Here is a 24,586-nt window from a genome sequence, read left to right as displayed (position 1 = left end):
GGACCCCACCGATGCGCGCACCACGTCACCGCGCATCGTCGTCCCGACATCTTTCCACCGGTGCGCGAAGTGCCTCATGGCCGTTCGTCACCTTTGCCAGGTCTTTGGTCCTCTGTTCGGTCGCTGTACGGGTGGCCGGTCGGCTTCGGCACGGGGCCGGGCGCCGCCAACCGTCCGCCTCCGCCTCCCTCTCGAAGACGCTGATCATGTAGGGGGCACCCCCTCGGCGGATCGCGATCGCACCGGCGTGTGGGCTCGACGCCATGTGAGGCCCCGCCTGCCGCCGCGTAGGCGTGGAGTTGGCCGCTACCCCTACTCACGTATGCGGAGGCGCGGCTGATCACCCCGCCTCCCCGCCAACGCCCGTGACAGGCGTGCGATGTCCGAGAGGAGGTGCTCGGGCGGCTGGTCGAGGTCGAGGGCGTGTTGGTGGATGACGATGCCGGAGCCGCGGATGCGGTGGGCGGCGTGCGGGGCGTTGCCCTTCGCGTAGATCAGGTGGCCTTCGGGGAGGTGCAGCGCCGTGCAGTACGCGAGCATCTGGTAGAGGTCCGCGTCCGGGAAGCCGCCTCGCTTCTCCGCCTTGTACTTGGCGTCCGCGACGGCCGCGGGCGCGCCGTCGGATCCGTACAGCACGAAATCGGGTCTCATACGGATCCGGCTGTCGTCGTCGAGGTGGTGCGGATCCTGGAGCCGGGCGGTCAGCGGGGTGTCCCGGAGCGTCTCGCGCAGTGCGGTGGTCACGAAGTCTTCGAAGAGCTGGTTCATGTCGAACAGGAACCCGTCGATGCGCAGGCCGCCCGGCAGGTGCTCCGCGGACGTGCCGTCCAGCACGGCCCGGGACAGGTGCAAGGCCTGGTGGCAGCGGGCGTTGAGCCGGGTCGGGCGCCACTCGGGCAGCGGGTGGCCGCGCACCAGCGGGGAGATGTCGGCGAGGCGGACGCGCTGGTGGAGCAGCCGGCGGCGCACCTCGTGCGGAACGCCCGGCATGCTCAGGAGCCGCTCCACGGCCGCGCGCAGGATGCGGTTCTCTGCGATGTCCGCCGTGAACTCGTCGTACGCCACCTCCACCGGCAGCGTGGCGCCGAAGTGGCGCCGCATCTGGTCCGTGTGCCGGTTGCGGCCGCGTACGACCAGGGCCGTCTCCTCGGCCACCCGATAGCCCTGCAGCAGTCCTTGACGCAGCGCACGGTCGATCTGGCGCTCCACGGCGTGCGCGAGCGCAGGCATCAGCTCACGATGCGCCGCCACATCGACCTCTCCGGCGCGCCAACTGGCTCCCGGATCAAGGCTGTAGCCGAGCAGGAAGAAGAGGCGCGGGATCGCGACCTTCGGCGTGACACGGATCGTGACGGCGTGGTCGACTCCCGGCGCGGACACCTGCACGGCGCCGACCTTGCTTCCGGCCTTGAGCTGCCAATGGCCCGCCGCATACGGGTCGGGGGCCGCAGCCACGATGTCCGAGTCGGCCAGGGCACGCCCGAGGACGTCGGGCAGCGGGTGACTGACCGCCGGTGCGTGCTCCACGAGCTCGACCGTGACCAGGGCAGTCATGCCGACACGTCCGGTGTGTCTGTCGCGCCCGGTGTGTCCGGTGCGCCCGGTGTGTCTGTCGCGTCCGTCGCGCGAAGTGCCCGCCGCAGCGCCGTGAGGCCGTAACGCCGCTCGATGTCGACCCCCGCGCCGTAGTGGTGCTCCGCCAGGAGGGGCAGGATCTTCGTCCGCCAGGTGCGGTCGAGTCCGCCCTCGCGGTACACACTCTTCTTCATCAGGTACGAGGGCCCGATCCGGAAGTCCGGGTCGTCGATACGGGCGTTGAGAGCGTCGAGCAGGTCGGCGGGCTCGGCGTGCCTGCCCTCCGCAGCGAGCCACCGACGCAGCAGTCCGCTGGTGGGCTCGGTGCGCGGGGACAGTTCGACGAAGGCGAAGCGGCGGCGCATGGCCGCGTCCACCAGGGCGATGGAGCGGTCCGCGGTGTTCATCGTGCCGATGACGAAGAGATTGGCGGGAAGCGCGAAGTCGTCGTCGGAGTACGTCAGCCGGACGGACCGCTTGCGGTACTCGAGCAGGAAGTAGAGCTCGCCGAAGACCTTCGCGAGATTGGCGCGGTTGATCTCGTCGATGATCAGGAAGTGCGGGATGTGGCGACTGCCCTCGCGGTCGGCGAGATCGGCGAGCTCCCGCAGCGGACCCGGGGTGAGCCGGAAGGCCACCTCGCCGGTCTCCGGGTGCTCGCGCGGCCTGAACCCCTCGAAGAAGTCCTCGTACGCGTACGCGGGATGGAACTGCACGAGCTTGACGCGCGCCTGCTCCGGACCGCCCCCGAGCGCCTCCGCGAGCTTCATCGCGAGATACGTCTTGCCCGTCCCCGGCGGTCCGTACAGCACCAACTGCTTCTCGTCCCACAGCAGATCGCGCACCTCGCGCAGCCACTCGACGTCGTGCACGTGCAGCTCGGCGGCGAGTGCCCGGGAAGGGATCGGGAGCTCCAGCTCACGACGGGCCGTGAGCGCCGGGTGTTCACCGCCGGGGTCGCGCTCCATCGCCTCGGCCTCGTCGGCCAGCTCCTCGTCGGTCAGGCCGAGACCCTCGATGACGGACTGCACGGAGGTGAGATCGACGACGTCGTGCCGGCTGTGGAGCTTCTGCTGCAGATCCTCCGGCAGCTCCGCGTACGTGTATCCCGTCTCGCCCCAGTCCACCGGGCGGCTCAGGCTCGACCGCAGGTCATCGGAATCGGTCTGCTGTGCCTCGCCGGTGATCTCGCCCACGTACAGGAGGCTTTCGGAGAGGGTGCACACGGTGTCGCCCGGGCTCATCCGGGAGAGGAAGGCGTGCAGCTCCTCGACCAGGTCCTGCTGCTGGCTGTACGTCAGCGTGGCGCCGTAGTCCTCGAGGACGAACGTGCGCAGCTTGTCCTTGGTGATGCCCTGCTCCACGCCTGGCCGCAGACGCGACGCCGCGAGTGTGACGCGCCCCTGCGGCAGCCACAGCTCCTTGACGGGATCGGGGCCGGACCCGTGCGACCCGCGGACCAGCCAGGTGCGGGCGGGGCCCCAGCCCATGCTGGGCATGTAGTCGGCGAGGGGGTGGCCGTCCTGGGTCTTCCAGCTGGTCCAGCCATTGGTGCTTCTGCCCTTGAGGACCGCGGCCGCCTCGGAGGGCGAGTTGAAGGTGATCTCGGCCTTGGTCTCCAGCCAGTCCGGCCAGGTCTCCGAGGGCCCGATCCGCTCCTCGGCGATCAGCTTCTCGCGCAGCCGGTGGGCGGACGGCACGCGAGTGGCGAACGACGGCACCACATCCGCACGCACGGGCTGGCCGGGGCTGAGCACGAACTTCCGGCTGCCGTTCGTCCCCATCTCGTCCGTCTGCCGGCCGCGGGCGACCGGGCCGCCGTTCGGCAAGTGCAGGAAGAACTCCGGGTATTCGTCGTGTTCGTCCGCCATGGGGCAGGCCTCGCGCTCGTCGGTGTCGGTTCGGTCGATGTCGGTTGAGTCGGTGCTGGTTGAGTCGGTGTCGGTTCAGTCGGTGTCGATCACGGAGGAGCGTAACGGGGAGGACTGACACTGATGGCCCGGCACGGTCCACAGCTCCGCCCACACCGTCTTGCCGCCGGGTGGGAAGGGGCGCGTGCCCCAGGCGTCGGCGAAGTGGGCGACGAGGAGCAGCCCGTGGCCGGAGTCCCTGGAGGGGGATGGCGTGGGATCCGGGCGTGGCAGTCGTTCGCCGAGGGCGTCTGTGACTTCCACGAGGAGGGCGAGGGCGATGCAGCGGCCCGCCGTGGACCTCGCCCCCTCGGTCAGCGTGAGGGCCAGGCGGAAGTCGCGGCCCGGTACCCGGCCGTGCCGCACCGCATTGGCGGCCAGCTCCGAGACGACGTGCTCCGCACGGTCGACCAGGGCGGACGGCGCGCCCCAGGTGTGGAGTTGCGCGGTGGCAAGGAGCCGGGCGAGACGGGCTCCGCGCCGGGTCGCGGACAGGAGCTGTCCGAAGGTGCGGACGGAGCCGGGGAGTTGGTGATGTGCCGTGGTCATGGGGGTCACGGTTGCCGGTGGCGGGCTCCGGGCGACAGAGGCCGCGCCCGTACGCTGAGTCAGCGTACGGGCACGCGGTGTGGACTGTACGGGGTGGGTGTCGTCACGCTGGGTGCTGTCGATCGCGGGGATGGTGCCTGTACGTATCCGGAGGTGGCCGCGTATGACCGATGACTCTGTCGGGACAGTCGAGTTGGGGGACGAACGGGATGAACCGGGCGAGCGGGAGCCGGGGCCGTCCGACAGCCTGCGGACGTTCGGCGCGGTCGTCCAGGCGCTGCGGGAGCATGCGGGGCTGAGCAGGGCGGGGTTCGCCGAGCGGGTCCGCTTCTCCAAACACACGGTGGAATCGGTGGAGTTGGGGCGTCGGATGCCGGACGGGGCCTTCGTCGAGCGGGCGGAGGAGGTGCTGGGCGACACCGGCGCGCTGCGGAAGGCGGCACGCCATCTGTCCCGGGGCGAGGCAGGGCTCGCGACGTGGTTCCGCCGGTGGGCCCGTCTTGAGCGGGTGGCGGTGAGCCTGTGCACGTACGAGTGCCGCCTGGTGCCGGGGCTGCTGCAGTCGGAGGACTACGCGCGGGCGGTGTTCCACAACAGCGTTCCGCCGCTTTCCGACCGGCAGTTGGAGGCGCAGGTCACCGCTCGACTTGACCGGCAGAAGATGCTGGCCGACCGGCCGAATGTGCCGTTCAGCTTCATCGTGGAGGAACACATCTTCCGGCGCGGGCTCGGTGGCCGGGCGGTGACGCGGGGCCTGCTCGATCACGTACTGGAGCTGAGCGCGCCGCGCAATGTGACCCTTCAAGTCATGCCGGTGGACGTGGAGTTCCATGCCTGTCTGGACGGGCCCGTGCAGCTGTTGGAGACACCCGAATGCCGCCGCCTCGCGTACTCGGAGGGGCAGCAGAACGGGCGGCTGATCTCCGGTGCGAAAGAGGTGAGCCTCCTCTGTCAGTGCTATGGCACACTGCGCTCGCAGGCCCTCAACCCCAAGGAATCGCGGGCCTTGCTTGAGCGACTGCGAGGAGAGCTATGAGTACGAGTACGACAGAACTCGCCTGGTTCAAGTCCAGTTACAGCGGTACTCAGGGCGACAGCTGCGTCGAGGTCGCCGTCACCGAACAGGCCGTCCGCGTACGGGACTCCAAGGATGTGGCGCGACCGCACCTCGCGGTCGGACGGGCGGGGTGGCAGCGGTTCGTGGAGTTCGCCGCGCGGTAGACGAGGATCGCTGCCAGTTGGCTGTACAACTTGCGTGGACGGCGGATCGCCTAGGCTCGGGCGAGCACGCATCGGCGCGGGCGACGGTCGGACGGCGTACGGGAGAGCGGCAGTGGTGGACGGCGGGGCCCGGCCCGGGGCGTTGTACCGGAAGGTGGCTGCCGATCTCGGGCGGGAGATCACCGAGGGGGCGTACGGGTCGGGCGGGAGGCTGCCCGCCGAGGGGGAGCTGGCCGAGCGGTACGGGGTCTCGCGCGGCACCGTCCGGCAGGCGCTGTCCGTGCTGCGGGCCGACGGGTTGATCACTTCGCGCCGCGGGACCCGCCGGGTCGTCCTGCGCACCTCGCAGGTGCAGAGCTTCGGCGAGCTGCTCAGCTTCACCCGCTGGGCCCGCTCCATCGGCGAGGAGCCCGGCAGCAGGATCGTCCGCGTCGAGAACGAGGAGCGGGCCACCGCCGCGGAGCGCGAGCAGCTGCGCCTTGCCGAGGACGCCCGGGTCTGTCGGATGGTGCGCGTCCGCAGCCTGTCCGGGCGGCCGGTGATGGTCGAGCGGACCGTGTATCCCGAGGCCGTAGGGGCGCTCGTGGCCGGCCTGGACGAGGGCGCCGTCTCGCACACCGTGCGGCTCGAGGAGCAGGGTGTGCTGTTCGCCGACGCCCAGCACACCGTCGATCTGGTCCGGGCCGACGAGGAGGACGCCGAACTGCTCGGCTGCCGGCCCGGCGACCCGCTGCTGCGGGAGCGGCGCCGCAGCACGGATCCGGCCGGCGCCCCGATCGAGTGGTCCGAGGACCGCTACCTGCCGGGCACGGTCGCCTTCACCGTGCACAGCTCCGCAGCGGCCGGCACGCTTGCCCGGCGGCCCGGGATGCCGCCGTCGGGCTGAGCCCGAAGTGGCCGTTCAGCGCCCGAAGTTCACTGCGCCCCCGGTCGCCGCTCCCGCAGCAGCCGCGCCAGCAGCGGTCGGAAGTCCGCGAAGTCCGGCGTCGCGGCCGATGCGTCCTTGGCCAGGTCGTCCCAACGCCGTACGGCCACCCCGTCCTCGGCGTGCGGGCCCGCCTCGTACGCCGCGACCTCCTCGGGCGACATCGGCCCGCCCTGCACCTGGAGCGTGTGGACCGACGCCTCGGACAGCGCGCCGAAGTACGCCGGCTCGACGGCGCACAGATAGCGCTTGGCGGCGACGTGCAGTCGTACCGGCTCGGTGACCTCGGGGCCGAACCACGGTGTCAGACGGTCGGCGCCGGTGTGGCTGTGCCGGTTGTCCGTACCGCTCATCAGGTCCGTGCCGTGCAGCGGGCCGTGGAAGTGGCCGATGTCGTGCAGCAGGGCCGCCGCCACGAGGTGGTCTGGGGCCCCGTCCTGCTGGGCGCGGGCCGCCGACTGGAGCATGTGCTGCGCCATCGTGACCTCCTCGCCGAGGTACTCCGCCGCGCCCTCACCGGCGAAGAGTTCGCCCAGCTCGTCCAGGAAGCTCTCGGCGGCGACGGCCGGGTCGCGGCGCAGCACGGCCAGTGTGCCGGCCAGGCCGTCCATGTCCGCGTAGGTGCCCTGCAGATGGCGCGCGCCGTTCTCGGCGAAGGCCGTACGGGCGTGCAGCAGGCGGACGTTGTCGAAGATCAGGCAGTCGCCGGGGGAGAGGCGGAACTCCAGCTGGAGCTCGGGCCGGAGCAGGATCTCGGCGAAGGTGCGGTAGGCGCGGTAGAAGGCGTCGAGGTCGGCGGCGGGCATCCGGAGCGTGCCGATGGAGCGGTTGTTGAAGCGGACCTCGCGGATCCGGCCGAGCGGATCCTCGTCGATCAGAGGGCGGTCCGCGGACAGTTCCGTGTCCGCGGCGGAGAAGCGGAACGGCACGGGAGTGCGGGTCAGGGTGCGGTACGCCGCGGGGTCCTCCTCGCGCAGCAGGCCGGCCGCCAGGAAGCCGTCGACGAGACCCGAGTCGCCGCCGACGGCCGCGTTGGCCAGGCAGTGCAGGAGCTGCAGGGTCGGTACGGGGTCGCGGTACGGGTTGTCGGTGTGCGGAGTGATGCGTGCGCCGGTGAACGCCAGGTTGTTGGGGTCGGGCTCGACGCGGACCTCGAACAGCTTGCCGTAGTTGGTCTCCCGTACGTAGCCGAAGGTGTCGGCCACCCGGAGCACCTGGCCGTCCTCGCAGGGCACGTCCCGCAGCAGCGCGAAGCCGTGCCGCACCACGGAGTTCAGCACCCGGGCGCGGACCGCGGGGTCGTCCGTGTACGCGGTCCAGCTCGCCTCGGGCAGCCGGCCGGCCAGATCGGCGGCCCGCCACAGCGACTTGTCCGCCTCGGTGCGGCGGTCGAGGGTGCCGGCGGGTGTCCCGGGCGCGTGCTCCGCCAGCCAGGCGCCCGGGTAGCGGGAGCGGTGGCCGTCCGGGGCCCAGACGACCTCCAACTGCGCCCCGGCCGTGGCCGACTCCGGCTGCCGGTGCACCTCGGCGACGGCGAGGTCCTCGGGCAGGTCGGTGATCTGGAACAGCTTCTGTCCGTTGCGCGGGTCGCGGCACCCGGCGCAGGGGCAGTTGTCGCGCAGCCAGACGGCCGGCAGGTCTTCGGGCGACGGAAGGGACGGTACGGCCGGGCTGGACGGTACGGGCATCGCGGCGGGTCTCCTCGACGGACTCAAGTTGTACATACAACTTTGCCTCACCGGTCATCGGAAAGTACAGGCGCGGGCGAGCCGCAGCAGTACCGGGGCCCCGCGCGCACCGCATGAGGGCATGCCGAAGGGGCGGACCGCGTCATGTGACCGGGCCGCCCTCGCCGCCGACGTCGCGTCCGTCAGCGCTTGATGGCCACCCCCGCCCACAGGCTGATCTGCGCGTCGGTGAGGGTCGTCTCCTCGGTCGCGCGCCAGCGGTGGCAGCAGATGATGCCGGGCTCGATCAGGTCGAGGCCGTCGAAGAAGCGGCGGACGTCGCTCTGCGTACGGAACTGCACCGGAGAACCGGACTTGGTGTAGACCTCGGCGACGTTGTTCCAGGTCTCGGGGTCGAAGTCGGGCGTGCAGTGGGTCATGGCGAGGGCGCTGCCCGCGGGGAGCGATTCGAGCAGGCGGCCGACGATGCCATACGGGTCGTGCGGGTCGGTGATGAAGTGCATCAGGGCATTCAGGGACAGCGCGATGGGCTGGTCGAAGTCCAGGACTCCCGCGTCCTGCACGGCGTTCATCAGCGCATCGGGGTCCTTGGCGTCGGCCTCCACATAGGCCGTGCGGCCCTGCGTCGTACTGCGCATCAGGCGCTCGGCGTACTTCAGGACCAGCGGGTCGTTGTCCGCGTAGACGACGCGGGCCTCGGGCACCACGGACTGGGCGACCTGGTGCAGATTGGGCTCGGTCGGGATGCCGGTGCCGATGTCGAGCCACTGGCGGATGCCGTGCTCCTGGGCCAGCGCGTGGGTGGCGCGGTGCATGAACGCGCGGTTCTCCCGGGCCGTGATGTACAGGCCCGGGTGGGCCTTGGCGGCGACCAGGGCGGCTTCCTTGTCGATCTCGAAGTGGTCCTTGCCGCCGAGGAAGTAGTCGTACATCCGGGCCGAGTGAGCCTTGCTCGTGTCGAGATCCCGGCCGGCCTGCCTGGTGGTCATTTGCTTCCCTTCGGGTGGGTGTCGGTCGGCCCGCAGGCCAGGAACGGGACCGGTGTCGTCGCCCCTTCCGTCCACCGCCGGTGCACCCCGGCGGCCAGGTGGTCGGCCAGTCCCTCCTTGACCCCGCGGACGAACGCGGCGATCTCCTCCGGCGCGTAGATCAGCGCAGGACCGGACGGGTCGGTCGACTGCCGTACGGCCACGCGGCCGTCGGCGAGTTGCTTGGTCTCGACGCACTGGCCGCCGTTCGGGCCGCTCCAGGGGCGCTCCCAGCCCTGCTCCCCGAGGTCGCGAGCCGGCATGCCGTTGTAGACGCCCTCGTCGGTGATCGTCATGAGTACTCCTTGCGCATGCGGTTCAAGAGCGCCCTGCTGTCCTCGGACGATGTCAGCAGCGCCATGCGGGAGTGCGCCTCGAGATGCGAGACGACGTCCGCGCGCTGGTCCAAGTAGACGGAAGCGGACAGGAGTTCGCTGTAGACGATGTCGGGCAGTTCGGGTTCCTCGAACCGGAAGTACGTGAACGGCGCGCACGCACCCACGTGTGCGCCTGCGGCGAAGGGGACGATGTCGAGGCTGATGTGCGGGCGCTCGGAGACCTCCAGGAGCTGCTCGATCTGTTCCCGCATGATCTGCGGGCTGCCGACCGCCTTGTGCAGGACGGCTTCCTCCATGACCACCCACAGCGTGGGGGCGTCCTCCCGCTCGAGCAGGCTCTGGCGGGCGAGCCGCACCTCGACGCGGCGGGTCAGCTCCTCCTCGGTGCCGTTCGGCAGACCTCCGCGGAGCACCGCGTGTGCGTAGTCCCGGGTCTGCAACAGGCCGGTGACGTACTGGGGTTCGTACGTACGGAGGGTCTTGGCGCCGGACTCCAGGCTGACGTACGCCGTGAACCAGCTGGGGACGGCGTCGCGGTAGGAGTGCCACCAGCCCGGCTTGTTCGCCTGCTCGGCGAGCTCCACGAACTCGATGATCTCCTGGCGGTCCGGGCCGAAGGTCTCCAGGAGCTTCTCGACGTAGAGCGGCTTCAGCGCGACCTCGGCCTTCTCGAGCCGGCGGATCGTCAGCGTCTTCACCCGCAGAGCCTTCGCCGCGTCCTCCAGCGAGGCACCGGCGGCGACACGCATGTCCTGCAGCCGGCGGCCGAGGATCATGCGCAGCACGGTCGGTGCGCTGGTGCTGGGACGGGCTTCGCTCACGCCCATACCTCCTGCCAAACCTCCTGAGGGTCCATCAACACCGCCATTCTTACAGCGACTTGATGTTGGCGCCAGGCTGATAGCCGGCTTTCTGAAATTATCAGGGAGTCGGTTGCAGGGTGAGTGGGATCACGCGCATAGTTGTGATGTGAGAGGAGCACCCCGTATCCCCACACCGTGCCGGACCGCCCCGCAAGGCACTGGAAGGCGACACCCGTGACTCTGCCCCCGCCCTCGGCCCCGGCGCCGACCCCCGACTTAGGCGACGTCTCCCCGAGACGTGCCCTGTCCCGCACCGGTGCCAGTACCGGAGCCGGTGCCGGGCCGCGTCGCGAGCACTGGTTCGGCCTGCCCGCCCTGGCCACCAGCGCGAGATCCGCCCGCGACACCGTGCGCGAACTGCTCCGCGCCTGGCAGGTGCCCGGCGAGACCAGTTCCGATGCGGTGCTCCTGGTCTCCGAGCTCACCACCAACGCTCTGCTGCACGCCGAACGGGGTCAAGTCCTGTGCGGTCTCACGCTGACCGGCGACGCGCGGCGGCTGCGCATCGAACTGCACGACGACGGCCGTGCCCCTCTCGCCCCGCCCACCCGCCGCGCCGGCCCGGGCGACGAGAACGGCCGAGGGCTGTTCCTCGTGGAGCAACTCGCGGACGGCTGGGGCTGTGCACGCTCGACACGGTCCGAAGGCAAGGTCGTCTGGGCCGAGTTGACGACCGCCGGCCCCTGACGTCCCTCGATTCCCCATCCCGCCGTGTCCCCTTCGCGCGGCGCGGAACCCTCCTCGACCCGGCTACAGAAGGCGCCCATGACTCCCCTGACCTCGCAAGGTGAAGCCACTTCTCCCGTCGTGTTGTACGTATGCGCCGACCGTGCCGCGCGCTCGGCGGGTACGGCCACACAGAGCGCACAGACAGAGGGCCGGGCCTTCGCCGAGGAGCGCGGGCTGACGATCGCCGAGGTCGTCACCGACACCTACGGCGAGCCCGACCCCGTGCAGCGCAGCGGATGGCGACGGGTCAGACAGCTGGCCCGGGCCGGCGACGTCGGGGCGGTCCTCGTCCGCTGGCCGACCGCCATCGCCCCGGAGTCCGCCCGCGAACTCCGCCACCGCGAGGCGGCCTGGCTGCAGGACCACGGGGTGCGGGTGCGGTACACGTGGGCCCCGCTGTCGTCGAAGGGGGCGGAGGCGGGGTGAGTCCGGGCGGTCGGTGACCGCCGGTCCGTGACCGCCGGTCCGGGGCCGGCTGAAGAGGACGTACGGGACGAGCCGGGGAGGCGCTGAGCCTCCCCGGTTTTTTCGTGTGCCGGCACCGGCGCGTGCGGCCGTCACGACGCGCAACCTGCTGTGTCAGCTCTGGGCCAGATTCCGCCAAGGTGCGTCGCCCATATTCGAAAGCGGTCCAAGACGCTCCCGCACGGAGGTGCCAGGTGAACGGAATACCCCCTCGACAACCCCCGGGACAACGGCCGGGGAATCGCGTGGTCATCGTCGCCAAGATCAAGCCGGGCGCGGAGGAATCGGTGGCCGGAGTTTTCGCCGATTCGGACGCGACCTCGCTGCCGAAAGACATCGGCGTCCGCGAGCGCAGCCTTTTCGCACTCAATGATCTGTACGTCCACATCGTGGATTTCGAGCACGATGCGCGCGACGCGATGAAAATCGCCCAACAGCAGTCCGGATTCACGGACATCAGCCGGCGGCTCGACCCGTTCATCACGCCGTACAGCCCGGACTGGAGCTCACCGGCGGACGCGATGGCCAGCCGCTTCTACCACTGGCACGTCAGGGACTGAGCGTTCCACCGCAACGAACCGGCGCATGCGCCGGGTGTCCTTCACGGATGAATCGCGAAAGGAACAGAGGACATGACCGACTCCGAATTCTCGATGACGACCCTCATGGACATCCTCGTCGAAAAGGCGGGTCTCCCGGAGACTGCGCGTACCGGCATCACCGGGTTCAAGATGGCCGACATCGGCCTCGACTCACTGGCTTTTCTGTCGCTCGAGGTCGAACTGATATCCCGCTACGGCGTCGAACTCCCGGGCCGGCCCGACGACCACACATTCGGCGACATCGTGACGCTGGTCAACGACAGTCTCGCGAAGGGAGCCGTGCAGTGAGCGTCGGCCGCACGGAGAATTCCGTATTCATCAAGGCCGATCCCGACCTGGTGTGGGAGCGGACGAACGACGTCGCCAACTGGCCTGATCTGTTCACCGAGTACGCGTCGGCGGAGATCCTCGAGCGCCGCGGCCGCACGGTCCGGTTCCGGCTCACCATGCACCCCGACGAGAACGGGACCGTCTGGAGCTGGGTGTCCGAGCGCACGGTCGACGCGGAGCAGCGCCGGGTGACGGCCGTCCGGGTCGAGCCCGGGCCCTTCCAGTACATGAACATCGAGTGGACCTACGCCGCGGAGGGCGACGGGACGCGCATGCGCTGGACCCAGGAGTTCGCGATGCGGCCGGACGCGCCGATCGACGACGCCGGCATGACCGAGCGGATCAACGCCAACACCAGGATCCAGATGGACATCATCCGCGGCAAGCTCGAACGCGCTGCGGCCGAAGCGGTCAGGAGCTGACATGACGGTCCAGCACGCGGCCCCGGCCGCCACTCCGATCCGTACCGTCCATCGGTCCGACGTGCCCGCGAACCGCCGGCGCGGCGGGGACGTACGCACCCTGCTGTCGCCGGCCACCGTCGGCGCCACCTCCGGCTTCCTCGGCACGGCGACCCTCGAACCCGGCGAGTACATCACCGAGCACTGGCACCCGTATTCGGAGGAGTTCCTGTTCTGCGTCCGGGGCGAGATCGTGCTGCAACTCGACGGCGAGCCGCGCCGGCTGCGTGCCGACGAAGGAGTGCTGATCCCGCTCGGTGTCCGCCACCGCCTGGTGAACGAGGGGACCGAGCAGGCCTTCCTGGTCTTCCACCTCGGGCCGCTCGCACCCCGGCCGGACCTCGGCCACGTCGACACCGAGCAGTTGCCCGTAGCGGCACAGCTGCCCGAAGCGGCACGGCTGTCCGCGGCGGCACAGCCGGGGGACCGGACATGAGCACCGGGCACCGCAGGACCGCGGTGACCGGCATAGGCGTGGTGGCGCCCGGCGGCGCCACCCGCAAGGAGTTCTGGCAGCTCATCACGGACGGGCGCACCGCCACCCGGCGTACGTCCCTCTTCGACCCCGGCGACTTCCGCTCACAGGTGTCCGCCGAATGCGACTTCGATCCGCTCGCGGCCGGGCTCACCCGCCAGGAGATCTTCCGCAACGACCGGTTCACCCAGTTCGCCCTGGCCGCCGCCGCGGAGGCGATGGCGGACGGCGGCCTGGACGTGGACGACGCGGCCCTCGACCCGCAACGGCTCGCGGTCAGCCTGGGCAGCGCGGTCGGCGCGACCACACGGCTCGAGGACGAGTACGTGCAGGTCAGCGACGCCGGCGCGCACTGGCTCGTGGACCCCGCCTACGCGTCCAACTTCCTCTACCAGGCGCTCGTACCGAGCAGCCTCGCCACGGAGGTGGCACGCAGGTTCCACGCCCAGGGACCGGCCTCGGTGATCTCCACCGGGTGCACCTCAGGCATCGACGCACTCGGCCACGCACACCACCTCATCGAGGACGGCGAGGCCGACATCGTGATCGCCGGCGCCACCGATGCGCCGATCTCGCCGATCTCGGTGGCCTGCTTCGACACGATCCGCGCGACCACGGCCCGCAACGACGACCCCGAACACGCCTCGCGGCCGTTCGACGCCACCCGCGACGGCTTCGTGATGGGTGAGGGCTCCGCCGTCCTGATCCTCGAGGAGTGGGAGCACGCCCGCCGCCGCGGCGCGCGCATCTACGCCGAGCTCGCGGGCTACGCAAGCCGCTGCAACGCGTACCACATGACGGGTCTCCGGCGGGACGGCGCGGAGATGGCACGGGCCGTCACGGACGCGCTCGACCAGGCCCTGCTGGATCCGACCGCGGTCGACTACGTCAACGCGCACGGCTCCGGCACCATCCAGAACGACCGGCACGAGACCGCTGCGTTCAAGCGGAGCCTCGGTGCGCACGCGTACGACGTGCCCGTCAGCTCGATCAAGTCGATGGTCGGCCACTCGCTCGGCGCGATCGGCTCCATCGAGGTCGCCGCGTGCGCCCTGGCCATCGAGCACGGTGTGGTGCCGCCGACCGCGAACTGGCAGACCCGTGACCCCGAATGCGATCTCGACTACGTGCCCAGGGTCGCCCGGGACCATGACGTCGACGTCGCCCTGTCGGTCGGCAGCGGCTTCGGCGGGTTCCAGTCCGCGATCGTGCTCGCCGCTCCCGGCCGGAGTACGGGTGGGCGCTCATGACCCGCACCGTCATCACCGGCATCGGGGCGATCGCCCCCGGCGGCATCGGTATCGAGGAGCACTGGGAGTCCACCCTCCGCGGTGATCTGCATGTGCGCCCCATCACCGCGTTCGACCCGAGCGGCTATTCCACCAGCATCGCCGGGCAGTTGGAGAACTTTGAACCCGAGCGGTTCGTCGACGACCGGATGCTGGTGCAGACCGACCGCTGGACCTGGCTCGCCCTCGGCGCGGCCCGACTCGCCTTCGCCGACGCCGCGTACGACCCGTCCGCCACCGACCCGTACGACACCTCGGTGATCCTCGCCAGCGGACTGGGCGGGGTCGAGTTCGGGCAGCGCGAGATCCAGGAGCTGTGGAGCCGGGGCCGGCGGGCGGTCGGTGCGTATCAGTCGATCGCCTGGTTCTACGCGGCGAGCACCGGCCAGATCTCGATCAGGCACGGCACCAAGGGCAGGTCCGGGGTGCTGGTCAGCGACGGAGCCGGCGGTGTGGACAGCATCGGCGCGGCGCGGCGGGCGATCCGCCGCGGCACAGCGGGGGTGGTCGTCGGTGGCACCGAGGCACCGCTCTGCCCGTACGCGCTCACCTGCCAGATCACCAACGGCGGGATGACCACGAGCCCGGATCCGCGCGGCGGCTACAAGCCGTTCGACGCACGGGCGAACGGGTACGCCCCGGGCGAGGGCGGTGCCCTGCTGATCCTGGAGGACGAGGAGAAGGCAGCAGCCCGCGGCGCGCGCCAGGCGTACGCGGAGGTCGCCGGCTATGCGGCGACGCACGACGCCCACACCCACGACACCCGGTCGCCGGACCCACGGCAGTACGCCCGGGCCATGATCGTGGCGCTCGAGGACGCCGGCCTGACCCCGGACGACGTGGACCTGGTGGTCGCCGACGGGGCAGGCGACCCCGCCCTGGACCGTGCCGAGGCCGAGGCCATCCACCTGGCTCTCGGCGAGCGCGGCGCGACCGTACCGGTGACCGCACCGCAGGGCTTCACCGGACGGCTCGGCTCCGGAGGCGCCGCTCTCAATGTCGCCACCACGCTGATGGCGATGCGGCACAGCCTCGTGCCCGCCGTCGGCAACCTCGATACCCCGGCCGAAGGCCTGCGGCTGGACCTGGTGACCGGCCGTCCGCGCCCGATGCCGGTGCGCGTCGCCATGGTGAACGCCCGCGGCTTCGGGGGATTCAACAGCTCGCTGATCCTGCGCACCCTCCCGGGAGCCTCCTGATGAATCGTCAGCCCACCCGTCAGCCCATCGATCTGTCCGATGTGACACTGCCCGGCCACGACGGCGGGACGCTCACCTTCGCCGACTATCGCGGCCGCCGCGCCGTCCTGGTACTCGGCAACCAGCGCAACGCCAAGCAGGTGCCGGCGGTCGCCGGCCGGATCCACGGTGCCGCGGACACGGCCGACGTCACCGTCATCCAGGTCGCCCATCTCAAGGGCGTACCAAGGGCGTTCAGGCGACTGGCCGCGGTGGACATCAAACGCGGGATGCGCGGCCAGCTCACCGCTCTGCGCGAGCAGCGGACCGGCCGCGGCCTGCCCGCCGCCGACGCCGACGACCTGCTCGTGATGGGCCTGGACTGGTCCGGCGAGCTGACCGACCGTTTCGGTTTCACCGCACGGGACGACGAGCCGGCCGCGCTCCTGATCGACGAACAGTGCCGCGGCGTCACCGTGCCGGCGGATGCGGACCTGCCCGGAACGGTCCGGTCCTTCATCGCTCCGCCCGCGAACCTCTGATGCCGCCCCACGACTCGCCGCCCGACGACTTGCCGCCACTCGACGACTTGTTGCCACCCGACAACCCACGGAGTCCTGCATGACCGACACGCTTCCCGGGATCGACCCGGCGGACCCGCCCGACCCGGCTCAACTCCCACCACCCGTCGGCATGTTGCTCCTGGTCACCGCCAAATGGATCTCACAGGCGGTGCACGTGGCCGCCGAGCTCGGCATCGCGGACCTGGTGTCCGACGGCCCGCAGACGGTCGACGACCTGGCGGCGAAGGCCGGCTGCCGAACGCAGCCGCTGCACCGGGTGCTCCGTGCGATCGCGTCCTACGGCGTCTTCGCCGAGCTGCCGGACGGACGGATCGTCAACACCCCCATGTCCGACTACCTGCGCACGGACGTGCCCGGCAGCGTCCGGCACATGGCGAGGATGGAGGGCGCCGACTTCACCTGGCGGCCCTACGGCAAGCTGCTGCACACCGTACGCACGGGCGAGCCGGCCTTCGACCACGTCTTCGGGCAGCGCATCTTCGACCACCTCGCCGAGCACCCGCGCGAGGAGGAGATCTTCAACCGGGCGATGACCTCGTTCACCGAGCAGTCCGCCGACGCCATCGTCGCCGACCACGACTTCTCCCGGCACCCGGTGATCACCGATCTCGGAGGCGGCCAGGGCCACTTGCTGGCCGCGATCCTGCGGGCGAACCCGGAGGTACGAGGCGTACTCCTGGACCGCGCGCCCGTGGTGGAGAGCGCGCAGCGGGCGCCCGTCGGCCCCGAGGTGCGCGCCCGGATGTCCTATGTCGCCGGCGACTTCTTCGGGCCGATTCCACCGGAAGCGCACGCGGACGCGTACGTGCTGCGCACCTGCCTGCACGACTGGAGCGACGACGAATGCGTCGCGATCCTGCGCAACGTACGGACCGCGATGGGCGACCGGACGGACGCCCGGCTGCTGATCATGGAGTCCGTCGTGCAGCCCGGCAACGCCTTCGACGTCGGCAAGCTCATCGACCTCGAGATGCTCACCCTGACGACCGGCCTGGAACGCACCGAGGCGCAGTGGGCGCACGTACTCGAGCGGGCCGGCTTCGCCGTGGCCGCCATCACCGAGACCGAGCCCCCGCTCTCCGTCATCGAAGCCCGGCCGGCCTCTGCGCACACCCCGACCGCCGTACCAACTGCCGTACAGACACCAACAGATGGAGGTACCTCGTGACCACAGTCCAGGAACGATCCGTGGCCGGCTCTGCACCGACCCTGCACACCGTCCCGGTCAGCGGAGAGATCAGGACCATCGCCTGTCGCGAGGGATCCAGCGGGATCTTCAGCGGGGGGATCTCGGGCCTGTACCAGGGCTACCGGTTCGGCAGCACCGTGCCGGAGGACCGCGAGTGCGTCATGGAAGTGCCGCACGGCACCCTGACCTTCGTGCTGCGGCAGCAGATCGTCACGCCACTCCCGCCGCGCCCGGCGGAGCACCCCTTCCGGGACGGACGTGACCCCTTCGCGGAGAAGTCGGCCGGTCCTCCCGGAGCCGGCGGGCCTCCCGGGCCCGGAGGTCCCGGCGGTCACCACGGTCCTCCCGGTGCCGGCGGCCCGCCCGGCACGGAGAACGGCAAGCCGATCTTCAAGAAGGTGCACTACATGGAGTCGATGCTGCGCGTCGACCCCGAACGCAGCACCGGCATCTTCAGCGGCGCCACCGGCGAGTTCGAGATCGAGGCGCCGAACTACCGGATGCCCGGCCACCTCGTCGTCGACACCGCGGACGGCGAACTGCGCCTGAACTTCCTGGAGAAGGGCTCGCGCGACACCCTCAGCGCGGACCTGTGGGTGGACGGCGACCGCAGCACCGGCATCTACCGGGGGGCTTCGGGGCGCCTGCGTTTCGACCTCAAGGTCACACCGCCGTTCTTCGGCGAAGGAACGTACTCCGGCACGTTGGTCCTCGAGCGCGACGCGTCCGCAGACCGGTGATCGAGCGAGAGAGCGAAGGAGCAGACATGAAGGAAGCAGTCGTGAACGGCGTCACCCTGGAGTACGAGACGCGCGGCTCGGGCGAGCCGGTGATCCTGCTGCACGGCGGCCTGCTGGCCGACGAGAACAAGCCGCTGGTCGACCAGCCGGCCCTGACCGACCACTACCAGGTGGTGAACTACCACCGCCGTGGATTCGCAGGCAGCACCCGCACCAATGCTCCGACCAGCATCGAGGAGCAGGCGGCGGACTGCGCGGCCCTGCTGCGCCACCTCGGCCTCGGCCCGGCCCACCTGATCGGCCACTCCCTCGGTGGCGCGATCGCACTGCAGACGGTGCTGGCCGAACCGGAGTCGGTCCGCAGCCTCACCCTGCTCGAGCCGGCCCTGATGGGACAGATCGCCAAGGCGAAGGCACAGGGCGATCCGGGGGCCAAGCAGTCGCAGCAGCAGTTCACCGCCGCGTTCGACAAGGTGCTCGAGGTCGCACGTACCGGCGACAAGCGGGCCGCGCTGATGGCGTTCCTCGAATCCCGTGCCGGTGACGCGTTCCGCGGAGTGCTCGACTTCCTCACCGCGAGCGGCGAGATGGACCAGGCCGTACGGGACGCCGACACCTTCCTGCAGATCGAGATGCCGGCCGCGTTCGCCTGGAACTTCACCGCGGCCGACGCGGCGCGGATCCACCGGCCCGTCCTGTCGGTCCTCGGCGCGCACAGTCCGCAGCGGGCGCAGATGGTGCACAGCGTGCTGAGCGAGTGGATACCCCAGACCCGGCTCCTCGTCCTGGACGCCGCCGAGCATGCGCTTCCGCTGATGGATCCGCCCGGACTCGCCAGCGGCGTCGCGCACTTCCTGACCAGGCAGAGCGACCCGCGCGTGGAGGTGTCGGCGGCATGAGCACCGTGGCCGAACCCCAGGACACCCACACCCGTCTGGCGCCGAAGGGCCGCATCGTCTTCCTGATCCGGCTCAAACCACGCTCCGTCGACCGCTTCCTCGCGGCGTACGAGGACGTACGTCACCAGGTCGCCGAGAACGTGCCCGGTCATCTCATGGACCAGGTGTGCCAGTCGCCGACCGACCCGGACAACTGGATGATCACCAGCGAGTGGGACAGCCTCGACCGATTTCTCGACTGGGAGGCCAGCACCGAACACCGGACGCTGATCAAGCCCATGCGGGAATGCATCGACCGCGCGCATTCGTTGCGGTTCGTGGTCCGCGAGGAGACGGCCCCCAAGTAACCGGCAGGTAACCGACGTCACAAACCCGTCAGCGGTTCGTGCCGGAAACCGACAAGTAACTCACGCCGAATTGCCTGTTCCTCGCTCGCCGAGGGGCAGGCAATTCAACAGTGAATCGAATCTCCGAACCGTGTGCGGCGCGACCGTCCGCGAAAATATCGGCGCGCAAACGATTTCACCGACTCGGTGCGCGGGCCGACCAAAGTCAGTCACCGCAGGTCGCGCGGTGCTTCGAGGTTCCATCCAGGAAGCAACCCAAGATTTCCGGGTTGCCCGTTGAACGATCACCCAGATTCGCTCGCCCTCGGGGATGCCGGTCGGGTACCCTGAATCGGGATCACGGATTGCGGGGAATGGGATCCGGGAGTGAGTGATCCCGTTCTGCGTCGGAGGCAATCAATGCCTCGCGGTCGACGTGCACCGGCGCCGGCGGCGTTACGAGGTTCACGCACCGTTTCTGGGAATGCGATTCTACGGGGGGAATCATCATGGAGGTCCGAGTATTAGGTCCGGTCGAGATTTGGGACTGCGATAAAACCGTCGACGTCGGCCCGATCCAGCAGCGGATCGTCCTCGCGGTCCTTGCCGCCAATGCAAGCCGTCCGGTGAGCGCGGAGGCGCTGATCGACCGCGTGTGGGGCGAACAGCCGCCGGCGAAGGCCAGGGACGCCCTGTACACGTACATCAGCAGGCTGCGCCGCCTGCTGGGGTCGCGGCAGTCTGCCGCAGGCGCACCGGAGGTCGAGGGCGTGCAGGTGCTGCGCCGGGCCGACGGCTATCTGCTCGACATGGAGGCGGAGCTGATCGACCTGCACCGCTTCCGGCAGCTCGTCGCACGGGCCAGGGTGGAGGAATCATCCGAAGTCGACCGGGCGAAGCTGCTGCGCGAGGCGCTCGACACCTGGTCGGAGACGCCGCTCGCCGGCCTGCCCGGCCAGTGGGTCGCGCGAGCCCGGGGCAGCTGGGAGCACGAGCGGCTCGACGCCGCCACCCGGTGGGCCGCGCTCGAACTGCGCCTCGGCCGCCCCCTGGACGTCATCGCCCCGCTCCGCGAACTGCTCTGGGACCACCCCGTCGCCGAGCCGCTCGCCGCGGTACTGATGCGTGCCCTTGCGATGGCGGGACGTGAGGCGGAGGCCCTGGACTACTACGCATCACTGCGCACCCAACTCGCGGACACACTGGGCGTCGAGCCCGGATCGCAGCTGCGTGCGGTGCACCAGGCGCTACTGCGTGACGAACTGTGAGAACCACACCCGCGGGGACGCTCCCGGGGCACGGCCGGAGGGTCCCACGGTGACCGGAGGACAGCCACGCACCGCCTGGTACGGCCGGCGATCGGATGTGCTGCTCGCCGTCGGACTGCTGTGCTTCGCCTGGCTGGGCCTGGCGCTCCAGCAGGAGGCATTGGAGGCCGGCACCGTCGCCCTCGTCCTGCTGATCGTGGCGCCCCTGCTCGTACGGCACCGGTGGCCGCTCGGCGCACTGGCCGTCTGCCTGGCCGCGTCCGGCGCGTACCATCTGCTCAACTACCCGCACGAAGCAGTGCTGTTGCCCCTGGTCGTGGTGCTGTACACGGTGGCGGCCGCCGGGTCCCGCACCAGATCCCTCGTGGTCGCCGCCGGCACCGTGGCGGTGACCGCCCTGGGGATGGCGGTCTCCGGCGTGGACAGCCCGGTGGAGGCCTTCGGCGTCATCGGCTGGATCGCCTTCGCCGTCGCGCTCGGCGAAGTCACCCGTGCCCGGTCCGTGGTCCACGCCGCGACCGCGGACCGGGCCGTGCGGGCCGAGCGGGAGCGGGAGGCCGAGTCGGCGCTCCGCCGCGCGGAGACGGCGCAGCGTGCCGCGGAGGCGCGGCGGCAGATCGCCGAGGAGCGGCTGCGGATCGCCCGCGACCTGCACGATGTCCTGGCGCACAACATGGCGGTCATCAACGCCCAGTCCTCCGTCGTCTCCCACCTCGACGAGTCGTCCGCCGAACCACCGCCCGGCGCACTGTCCTCCGCGATGCGCACCATCGCGGAGACGTCCCGTACGGCGATGAGCGAGCTGCGCGCGACCCTCGACGTGCTCCGGGGACACGGTGCCGCGGCGGATCCGGCCGACGAGCCGAGCGTCCTGCCGAGCCTGGCCCGCCCGGACGGCCTGGTGGAATCGGCACGGGCAGCCGGAGTCGACGTCACCCTGCACACCACCGGGGCACCACGCGATCTCGCGCACGCGGTGGACGTGACCGCCTACCGGATCGTGCAGGAGTCGCTCACCAATGTGGCCCGCCATGCCGCCGGCGCCCCCGCTCGCGTCACCCTCGCGTACCTGCCCGACGCACTGCGCCTCACGGTGCGCAACGGCGAGGGCGAGCGGGCGGGCGAGGGCGGCACCGGCAGCTCCGCGGACGTCCCGGAGAGGGCCGACTCGTACGGCATCCTGGGCATGACCGAGCGGGCCGAGGCGATCGGCGGACACCTGACCGCCGGCCCTCTGCCCGAGGGCGGCTTCGAGGTCGTCGCCGACCTGCCGGCGCCCGAGGGTGACAGGCCCGGCCGGGCGAAGTCGCGGTGACGTCCGTCCGGCGGTGTGCGTGCGGGGCTCAACGGGCAGGGGACTGCCGTGAGTTGGGTCGGGAGGCTGGTGGGGGTGGGGCTGGGTGCCGCGCTCCTGTGGGGCGGGGTCGCGCTGGCCGAAGGGCCCTACGACGAGCGTGCGCACTACGAGCAGGCGCGGTTCTGCCCCGGGCGCGCGGCGCAGGTGCCCTCGCAGAGCGACTGTCTGCGGCGTGGTGGTGGGCGGGTGGTCGAGAAATACACCGATATGGGGTCGCGGTACGTCAAGCTTCGGTGGGCGTCGGGGGCGGAGCGGCGGTATCAGACCGAGGGCGGCAATGGGGCGGACTGCTACGAGGATGCCCGGCGCGGTTCGTATGCGGAGATGGTGACCTGGCGCGGCAAGCTGATGCGGTTCACGGTGCGGGGGAAGACGTGTCATGTGTCGCCGCACTCCGACGGGGCGCTGGTGCTTGCGGCGCTTCCGGGCTGGGCCGGATCGGGGCTCGCGCTCGCCTGTGTGCTGCTGCCCGGCCGACTGCTCGCCCACCGGCCCCTCCTGCGCTTCGGTGCGTGGATGGGCCTCTGGGGCTTCGGGTACTTCCCCGCGATCCAAGTGGTCCTGGGCGAGGCGGAGTTCTCATGGGTCTGGCTGGTGTGCGTGCCGGGTGCCCTGCTGTGCGCCGTGCTTGCGCTCGTGCCACCGGGGCGGGGAGAGACGCGGATCGGTACCGGGTGAAGTTCTCTCGCCAGTCACGTCACTTTCACGGAGCGCGGGTCGAATCCGAAGGGGAGCTCGAGGCGGTGGGTGCGCATCAACTCCTCGTCGCACAGCAGGCTCTGGGTGCGGTCGTCGGCGGCGATGACGCCGTCGCTGAGGATGACCGCGCGGCCGCAGAGCTCCAGGGCGTACGGCAGGTCGTGCGTGACCATCAGCACGGTGACGTCCAAGGAGCGCAGGATGTCGGCGAGTTCACGGCGGGATGCCGGGTCCAGGTTGGACGAGGGCTCGTCCAGGACGAGGATCTCCGGGCGCATGGCGAGGACGGTGGCCACGGCGACGCGGCGGCGCTGCCCGAAGGAGAGATGATGCGGAGGCCGGTCACCGTATCCCGCCATGCCGACCTGCTCGAGGGCCTCGGTGACCCGCTCGTCGAGCTCGGTGCCGCGCAGTCCGCCGGCGGCGGGGCCGAAGGCGACGTCCTCGCGGACGGTGGGCATGAACAGCTGGTCGTCCGGGTCCTGGAACACGATGCCGACGCGGCGGCGGATCTCGCCCAGGTTCCGCTTCTCCACGGGGAGTCCGGCGACGCGGACGGTGCCGGCGCCCGCGTCGAGGATGCCGTTGAGATGGAGGACGAGAGTGGTCTTGCCGGCGCCGTTGGGGCCGAGCAGAGCGACGCGTTCGCCGCGTCCGACGGTCAGGTCGACGCCGAAGAGCGCCTGGTGGCCGTCCGGATAGGCGTAGGCGAGGCCGCTGACCTCCAGGGACGGCGGCGGGTTCCGCGCGGGGTCGGCGGAGGGTCGGTTCACAGGGTCCATCCCACCAGACACACGACGAGGGCGAGCAGGGGGAGCGCCGCGGCGTACGCCCACTGCGCGCGCGAAGCCGTCACCTCGTCGATGACCGGCATGGAGCCGGTGTAGCCGCGGCTGACCATGGCGAGATGAACGCGTTCGCCGCGCTCGTAGGACCGGATGAACAGGGCGCCCGCAGACTTGGCGAGAACACCCCACTGCCGTACCCCGCGCGCCTCGAATCCACGTGAGCGGCGGGCGATGGACATACGGCGCATCTCGTCGGTGACCACATCCCCGTACCGGACCATGAAGGAGGCGATCTGCACCAACAGCGGCGGCAGCTTGAGGCGTTGGAGGCCGCGCAGCAGCGCACGCAGCTCGGTGGTGGCGGCCAGGAGCACCGAGGCACCGACGCCGAGGGTGCCCTTCGCCAGCACGTTCCAGGCGCCCCAGAGACCGGGGACGCTGACCGTGAGGCCGAGCACCTCCGTCTGCTCGCCGGGGACGACGAACGGCATGAGCAGCGCGAACGCGACGAACGGCACCTCGATCACCAGGCGCTTCAGGACGAAGCGGGCCGGGAGTCGGGCGAGGCCGGCGGCACCCGCGAGCAGCAGCGCGTACAGGACGAAGGCCCAGACGGCTTCCCGCGGTGTGCTGACGACGACCACGACGAAGGCGAAGGCGGCAAGCAGTTTGCAGTGCGGCGGCAGCCGGTGGACCGGCGATTCACCGTGCCGGTAGAGCCTGTGCGCGTGTCCCACGGATCAGACCTGCTCGTCGGTGCCTGCGACGGCTGCGGGCTCCTCGTCCGCCCTGCGGCGTCGTCGGGTGATCACGTAGAAGGCACCGCTGCCGACGGCGAGGGTGGCACCGACGCCGATGGCACCGGCCAGTCCACCGGAGAGGCGGGCGTCGGTCATGTCCTTGATGCCGTAGTCGGCCAGCGGGGAGTCCTTGGCCGCATGCTCCTCGGCTTCCTTGTCGATGCCCTGGTCGGACGCGACCTTCTCGAGGCCGTCCGGGTCGGCGGAGGCGTAGAAGGAGACGAAGCCCGCGAGGACGAGGGCGCTGACCAGGCCCGCGGCCCACAGGCGCCGGGTGGGCCGGCGCGCGGCGGCCGCCGCGGGCTCGGGC

28 protein-coding genes and 1 pseudogene are annotated in these 24,586 nt (G+C 70.7%); 19 read left to right on the top strand and 10 right to left on the bottom strand.

Going from position 1 to position 24,586, the window contains the following annotated elements; all coding sequences use genetic code 11:
- Positions 1 to 312: 312 nt before the first annotated feature.
- From DY218_RS31010 to DY218_RS31000, 3 genes are all read right to left on the bottom strand, one after another.
- Positions 313 to 1,554: an McrC family protein gene (locus DY218_RS31010; protein ID WP_128559496.1), complete on the bottom strand. Its 1,242-nt coding sequence runs from the start codon at positions 1,552 to 1,554 to the stop codon at positions 313 to 315.
- Complete coding sequence (locus DY218_RS31005) at positions 1,551 to 3,446, bottom strand: DUF4357 domain-containing protein (RefSeq protein ID WP_128559495.1); 1,896 nt, start codon at positions 3,444 to 3,446, stop codon at positions 1,551 to 1,553. The genes DY218_RS31010 and DY218_RS31005 overlap by 4 nt, the downstream gene beginning before the upstream one ends.
- A gap of 75 nt (positions 3,447 to 3,521) precedes the next feature.
- Positions 3,522 to 4,034, bottom strand: a complete 513-nt coding sequence (locus DY218_RS31000) for an ATP-binding protein (protein ID WP_128559494.1) — start codon at positions 4,032 to 4,034, stop codon at positions 3,522 to 3,524.
- A gap of 163 nt (positions 4,035 to 4,197) precedes the next feature.
- Here DY218_RS31000 and DY218_RS30995 point away from each other — a divergent pair, with 163 nt between their 5' ends.
- The 3 genes from DY218_RS30995 (at position 4,198) to DY218_RS30985 (ending at position 6,141) form a co-directional block, all read left to right on the top strand.
- Entirely contained in the window at positions 4,198 to 5,070 is an 873-nt protein-coding gene (locus DY218_RS30995; RefSeq protein ID WP_128559493.1) for a helix-turn-helix domain-containing protein, read from the top strand.
- Entirely contained in the window at positions 5,067 to 5,255 is a 189-nt protein-coding gene (locus DY218_RS30990; protein WP_128559492.1) for a DUF397 domain-containing protein, read from the top strand. The genes DY218_RS30995 and DY218_RS30990 overlap by 4 nt, the downstream gene beginning before the upstream one ends.
- Positions 5,256 to 5,409: 154 nt before the next feature.
- A complete protein-coding gene (locus DY218_RS30985) occupies positions 5,410 to 6,141 on the top strand; it encodes a GntR family transcriptional regulator (RefSeq protein WP_233521989.1) in 732 nt (243 codons plus the stop codon).
- A 29-nt stretch (positions 6,142 to 6,170) separates the two neighbouring features.
- Here the strand turns inward: DY218_RS30985 and tmpA are convergent, their stop codons facing one another.
- The 4 genes and pseudogenes from tmpA to DY218_RS30965 all read right to left on the bottom strand — a co-directional run bounded on the left by tmpA (position 6,171) and on the right by DY218_RS30965 (position 10,061).
- Positions 6,171 to 7,868, bottom strand: coding sequence for a 2-trimethylaminoethylphosphonate dioxygenase (tmpA, locus tag DY218_RS30980; RefSeq protein WP_128559490.1), 1,698 nt, complete (start codon positions 7,866 to 7,868; stop codon positions 6,171 to 6,173).
- A 182-nt stretch (positions 7,869 to 8,050) separates the two neighbouring features.
- Complete coding sequence (locus DY218_RS30975) at positions 8,051 to 8,857, bottom strand: SAM-dependent methyltransferase (RefSeq protein WP_128559489.1); 807 nt, start codon at positions 8,855 to 8,857, stop codon at positions 8,051 to 8,053.
- Between the two features lie 86 nt (positions 8,858 to 8,943).
- Positions 8,944 to 9,192, bottom strand: a pseudogene (locus DY218_RS30970) (DUF397 domain-containing protein); the annotation flags it as partial.
- A complete protein-coding gene (locus tag DY218_RS30965; protein WP_199566909.1) occupies positions 9,189 to 10,061 on the bottom strand; it encodes a helix-turn-helix domain-containing protein in 873 nt (290 codons plus the stop codon). The pseudogene DY218_RS30970 and the gene DY218_RS30965, both read right to left, overlap by 4 nt.
- Positions 10,062 to 10,340: 279 nt before the next feature.
- Here DY218_RS30965 and DY218_RS30960 point away from each other — a divergent pair, with 279 nt between their 5' ends.
- The 16 genes from DY218_RS30960 to DY218_RS30890 all read left to right on the top strand — a co-directional run bounded on the left by DY218_RS30960 (position 10,341) and on the right by DY218_RS30890 (position 22,667).
- Entirely contained in the window at positions 10,341 to 10,784 is a 444-nt protein-coding gene (locus DY218_RS30960; protein WP_267899395.1) for an ATP-binding protein, read from the top strand.
- Between the two features lie 78 nt (positions 10,785 to 10,862).
- Positions 10,863 to 11,252 (top strand): recombinase family protein, encoded by a 390-nt coding sequence (locus DY218_RS30955; RefSeq protein WP_233521987.1) that lies wholly within the window; start codon positions 10,863 to 10,865, stop codon positions 11,250 to 11,252.
- Positions 11,253 to 11,536: 284 nt separating this feature from the next.
- Positions 11,537 to 11,851 carry a TcmI family type II polyketide cyclase gene (locus tag DY218_RS30950; protein WP_199566908.1) on the top strand — a complete coding sequence of 105 codons (315 nt, stop codon included), beginning with the start codon at positions 11,537 to 11,539 and terminating at the stop codon, positions 11,849 to 11,851.
- Between the two features lie 72 nt (positions 11,852 to 11,923).
- A complete protein-coding gene (locus tag DY218_RS35500; RefSeq protein WP_233521986.1) occupies positions 11,924 to 12,181 on the top strand; it encodes an acyl carrier protein in 258 nt (85 codons plus the stop codon).
- Positions 12,178 to 12,645, top strand: a complete 468-nt coding sequence (locus DY218_RS35495) for an SRPBCC family protein (protein WP_233521985.1) — start codon at positions 12,178 to 12,180, stop codon at positions 12,643 to 12,645. The genes DY218_RS35500 and DY218_RS35495 overlap by 4 nt, the downstream gene beginning before the upstream one ends.
- A gap of 1 nt (position 12,646) precedes the next feature.
- Positions 12,647 to 13,120: a cupin domain-containing protein gene (locus tag DY218_RS30940; protein ID WP_128559486.1), complete on the top strand. Its 474-nt coding sequence runs from the start codon at positions 12,647 to 12,649 to the stop codon at positions 13,118 to 13,120.
- Entirely contained in the window at positions 13,117 to 14,409 is a 1,293-nt protein-coding gene (locus tag DY218_RS30935; RefSeq protein ID WP_128559485.1) for a beta-ketoacyl-[acyl-carrier-protein] synthase family protein, read from the top strand. The genes DY218_RS30940 and DY218_RS30935 overlap by 4 nt, the downstream gene beginning before the upstream one ends.
- A complete protein-coding gene (locus DY218_RS30930; RefSeq protein WP_128559484.1) occupies positions 14,406 to 15,647 on the top strand; it encodes a beta-ketoacyl synthase N-terminal-like domain-containing protein in 1,242 nt (413 codons plus the stop codon). Before DY218_RS30935 ends, DY218_RS30930 begins: the two co-directional genes overlap by 4 nt.
- A complete protein-coding gene (locus tag DY218_RS30925) occupies positions 15,647 to 16,168 on the top strand; it encodes a hypothetical protein (protein WP_128559483.1) in 522 nt (173 codons plus the stop codon). The genes DY218_RS30930 and DY218_RS30925 overlap by 1 nt, the downstream gene beginning before the upstream one ends.
- Before the next feature lie 79 nt (positions 16,169 to 16,247).
- A complete protein-coding gene (locus DY218_RS30920) occupies positions 16,248 to 17,378 on the top strand; it encodes a methyltransferase (protein ID WP_158574169.1) in 1,131 nt (376 codons plus the stop codon).
- Complete coding sequence (locus DY218_RS30915; RefSeq protein ID WP_128559481.1) at positions 17,375 to 18,139, top strand: hypothetical protein; 765 nt, start codon at positions 17,375 to 17,377, stop codon at positions 18,137 to 18,139. Before DY218_RS30920 ends, DY218_RS30915 begins: the two co-directional genes overlap by 4 nt.
- Before the next feature lie 26 nt (positions 18,140 to 18,165).
- Positions 18,166 to 19,038, top strand: a complete 873-nt coding sequence (locus DY218_RS30910; RefSeq protein WP_128559480.1) for an alpha/beta fold hydrolase — start codon at positions 18,166 to 18,168, stop codon at positions 19,036 to 19,038.
- On the top strand, positions 19,035 to 19,385 hold the full coding sequence (locus DY218_RS30905) for an antibiotic biosynthesis monooxygenase family protein (RefSeq protein ID WP_128559479.1): 351 nt from the start codon (positions 19,035 to 19,037) through the stop codon (positions 19,383 to 19,385). Before DY218_RS30910 ends, DY218_RS30905 begins: the two co-directional genes overlap by 4 nt.
- Positions 19,386 to 19,873: 488 nt before the next feature.
- Positions 19,874 to 20,632 carry an AfsR/SARP family transcriptional regulator gene (locus tag DY218_RS30900; protein ID WP_128559478.1) on the top strand — a complete coding sequence of 253 codons (759 nt, stop codon included), beginning with the start codon at positions 19,874 to 19,876 and terminating at the stop codon, positions 20,630 to 20,632.
- Positions 20,633 to 20,681: 49 nt separating this feature from the next.
- Positions 20,682 to 21,947 (top strand): sensor histidine kinase, encoded by a 1,266-nt coding sequence (locus tag DY218_RS30895; RefSeq protein WP_128559477.1) that lies wholly within the window; start codon positions 20,682 to 20,684, stop codon positions 21,945 to 21,947.
- A 75-nt stretch (positions 21,948 to 22,022) separates the two neighbouring features.
- Positions 22,023 to 22,667: a hypothetical protein gene (locus DY218_RS30890; protein WP_128559476.1), complete on the top strand. Its 645-nt coding sequence runs from the start codon at positions 22,023 to 22,025 to the stop codon at positions 22,665 to 22,667.
- A gap of 14 nt (positions 22,668 to 22,681) precedes the next feature.
- Here DY218_RS30890 and DY218_RS30885 read toward each other — a convergent pair whose 3' ends face one another.
- From DY218_RS30885 to DY218_RS30875, 3 genes are all read right to left on the bottom strand, one after another.
- Positions 22,682 to 23,470, bottom strand: coding sequence for an energy-coupling factor ABC transporter ATP-binding protein (locus DY218_RS30885; RefSeq protein ID WP_128559475.1), 789 nt, complete (start codon positions 23,468 to 23,470; stop codon positions 22,682 to 22,684).
- The gene (gene cbiQ / locus DY218_RS30880) at positions 23,458 to 24,213 is read right to left on the bottom strand and encodes a cobalt ECF transporter T component CbiQ (RefSeq protein WP_128559474.1); all 756 of its coding nucleotides are present in this window, start codon (positions 24,211 to 24,213) and stop codon (positions 23,458 to 23,460) included. The genes DY218_RS30885 and cbiQ overlap by 13 nt, the downstream gene beginning before the upstream one ends.
- Positions 24,214 to 24,216: 3 nt before the next feature.
- Positions 24,217 to 24,586: PDGLE domain-containing protein (locus DY218_RS30875; RefSeq protein ID WP_199566907.1), on the bottom strand; the 370-nt coding region annotated here is incomplete at its 5' end.

This window comes from Streptomyces triticagri (genome assembly GCF_003429565.1).
Lineage (GTDB): Bacteria > Actinomycetota > Actinomycetes > Streptomycetales > Streptomycetaceae > Streptomyces > Streptomyces triticagri.
The sequence above is the reverse complement of the archived record's forward strand: the minus strand, read 5'-3'. Positions and strand labels throughout refer to the sequence as shown.

Excerpts from the sequence above, each read along its gene's own strand:
- DY218_RS31010 (WP_128559496.1), bottom strand. The coding sequence starts at position 1,554 with ATGACTGCCCTGGTCACGGTCGAGCTCGTGGAGCACGCACCGGCGGTC.
- DY218_RS31005 (WP_128559495.1), bottom strand. The coding sequence starts at position 3,446 with ATGGCGGACGAACACGACGAATACCCGGAGTTCTTCCTGCACTTGCCG.
- DY218_RS31000 (WP_128559494.1), bottom strand. The coding sequence starts at position 4,034 with ATGACCACGGCACATCACCAACTCCCCGGCTCCGTCCGCACCTTCGGA.
- DY218_RS30995 (WP_128559493.1), top strand. The coding sequence starts at position 4,198 with ATGACCGATGACTCTGTCGGGACAGTCGAGTTGGGGGACGAACGGGAT.
- DY218_RS30990 (WP_128559492.1), top strand. The coding sequence starts at position 5,067 with ATGAGTACGAGTACGACAGAACTCGCCTGGTTCAAGTCCAGTTACAGC.
- tmpA (WP_128559490.1), bottom strand. The coding sequence starts at position 7,868 with ATGCCCGTACCGTCCAGCCCGGCCGTACCGTCCCTTCCGTCGCCCGAA.
- DY218_RS30975 (WP_128559489.1), bottom strand. The coding sequence starts at position 8,857 with ATGACCACCAGGCAGGCCGGCCGGGATCTCGACACGAGCAAGGCTCAC.
- DY218_RS30965 (WP_199566909.1), bottom strand. The coding sequence starts at position 10,061 with ATGGGCGTGAGCGAAGCCCGTCCCAGCACCAGCGCACCGACCGTGCTG.
- DY218_RS30955 (WP_233521987.1), top strand. The coding sequence starts at position 10,863 with ATGACTCCCCTGACCTCGCAAGGTGAAGCCACTTCTCCCGTCGTGTTG.
- DY218_RS35500 (WP_233521986.1), top strand. The coding sequence starts at position 11,924 with ATGACCGACTCCGAATTCTCGATGACGACCCTCATGGACATCCTCGTC.
- DY218_RS30940 (WP_128559486.1), top strand. The coding sequence starts at position 12,647 with ATGACGGTCCAGCACGCGGCCCCGGCCGCCACTCCGATCCGTACCGTC.
- DY218_RS30935 (WP_128559485.1), top strand. The coding sequence starts at position 13,117 with ATGAGCACCGGGCACCGCAGGACCGCGGTGACCGGCATAGGCGTGGTG.
- DY218_RS30930 (WP_128559484.1), top strand. The coding sequence starts at position 14,406 with ATGACCCGCACCGTCATCACCGGCATCGGGGCGATCGCCCCCGGCGGC.
- DY218_RS30925 (WP_128559483.1), top strand. The coding sequence starts at position 15,647 with ATGAATCGTCAGCCCACCCGTCAGCCCATCGATCTGTCCGATGTGACA.
- DY218_RS30920 (WP_158574169.1), top strand. The coding sequence starts at position 16,248 with ATGACCGACACGCTTCCCGGGATCGACCCGGCGGACCCGCCCGACCCG.
- DY218_RS30910 (WP_128559480.1), top strand. The coding sequence starts at position 18,166 with ATGAAGGAAGCAGTCGTGAACGGCGTCACCCTGGAGTACGAGACGCGC.
- DY218_RS30905 (WP_128559479.1), top strand. The coding sequence starts at position 19,035 with ATGAGCACCGTGGCCGAACCCCAGGACACCCACACCCGTCTGGCGCCG.
- DY218_RS30900 (WP_128559478.1), top strand. The coding sequence starts at position 19,874 with ATGGAGGTCCGAGTATTAGGTCCGGTCGAGATTTGGGACTGCGATAAA.
- DY218_RS30885 (WP_128559475.1), bottom strand. The coding sequence starts at position 23,470 with ATGGACCCTGTGAACCGACCCTCCGCCGACCCCGCGCGGAACCCGCCG.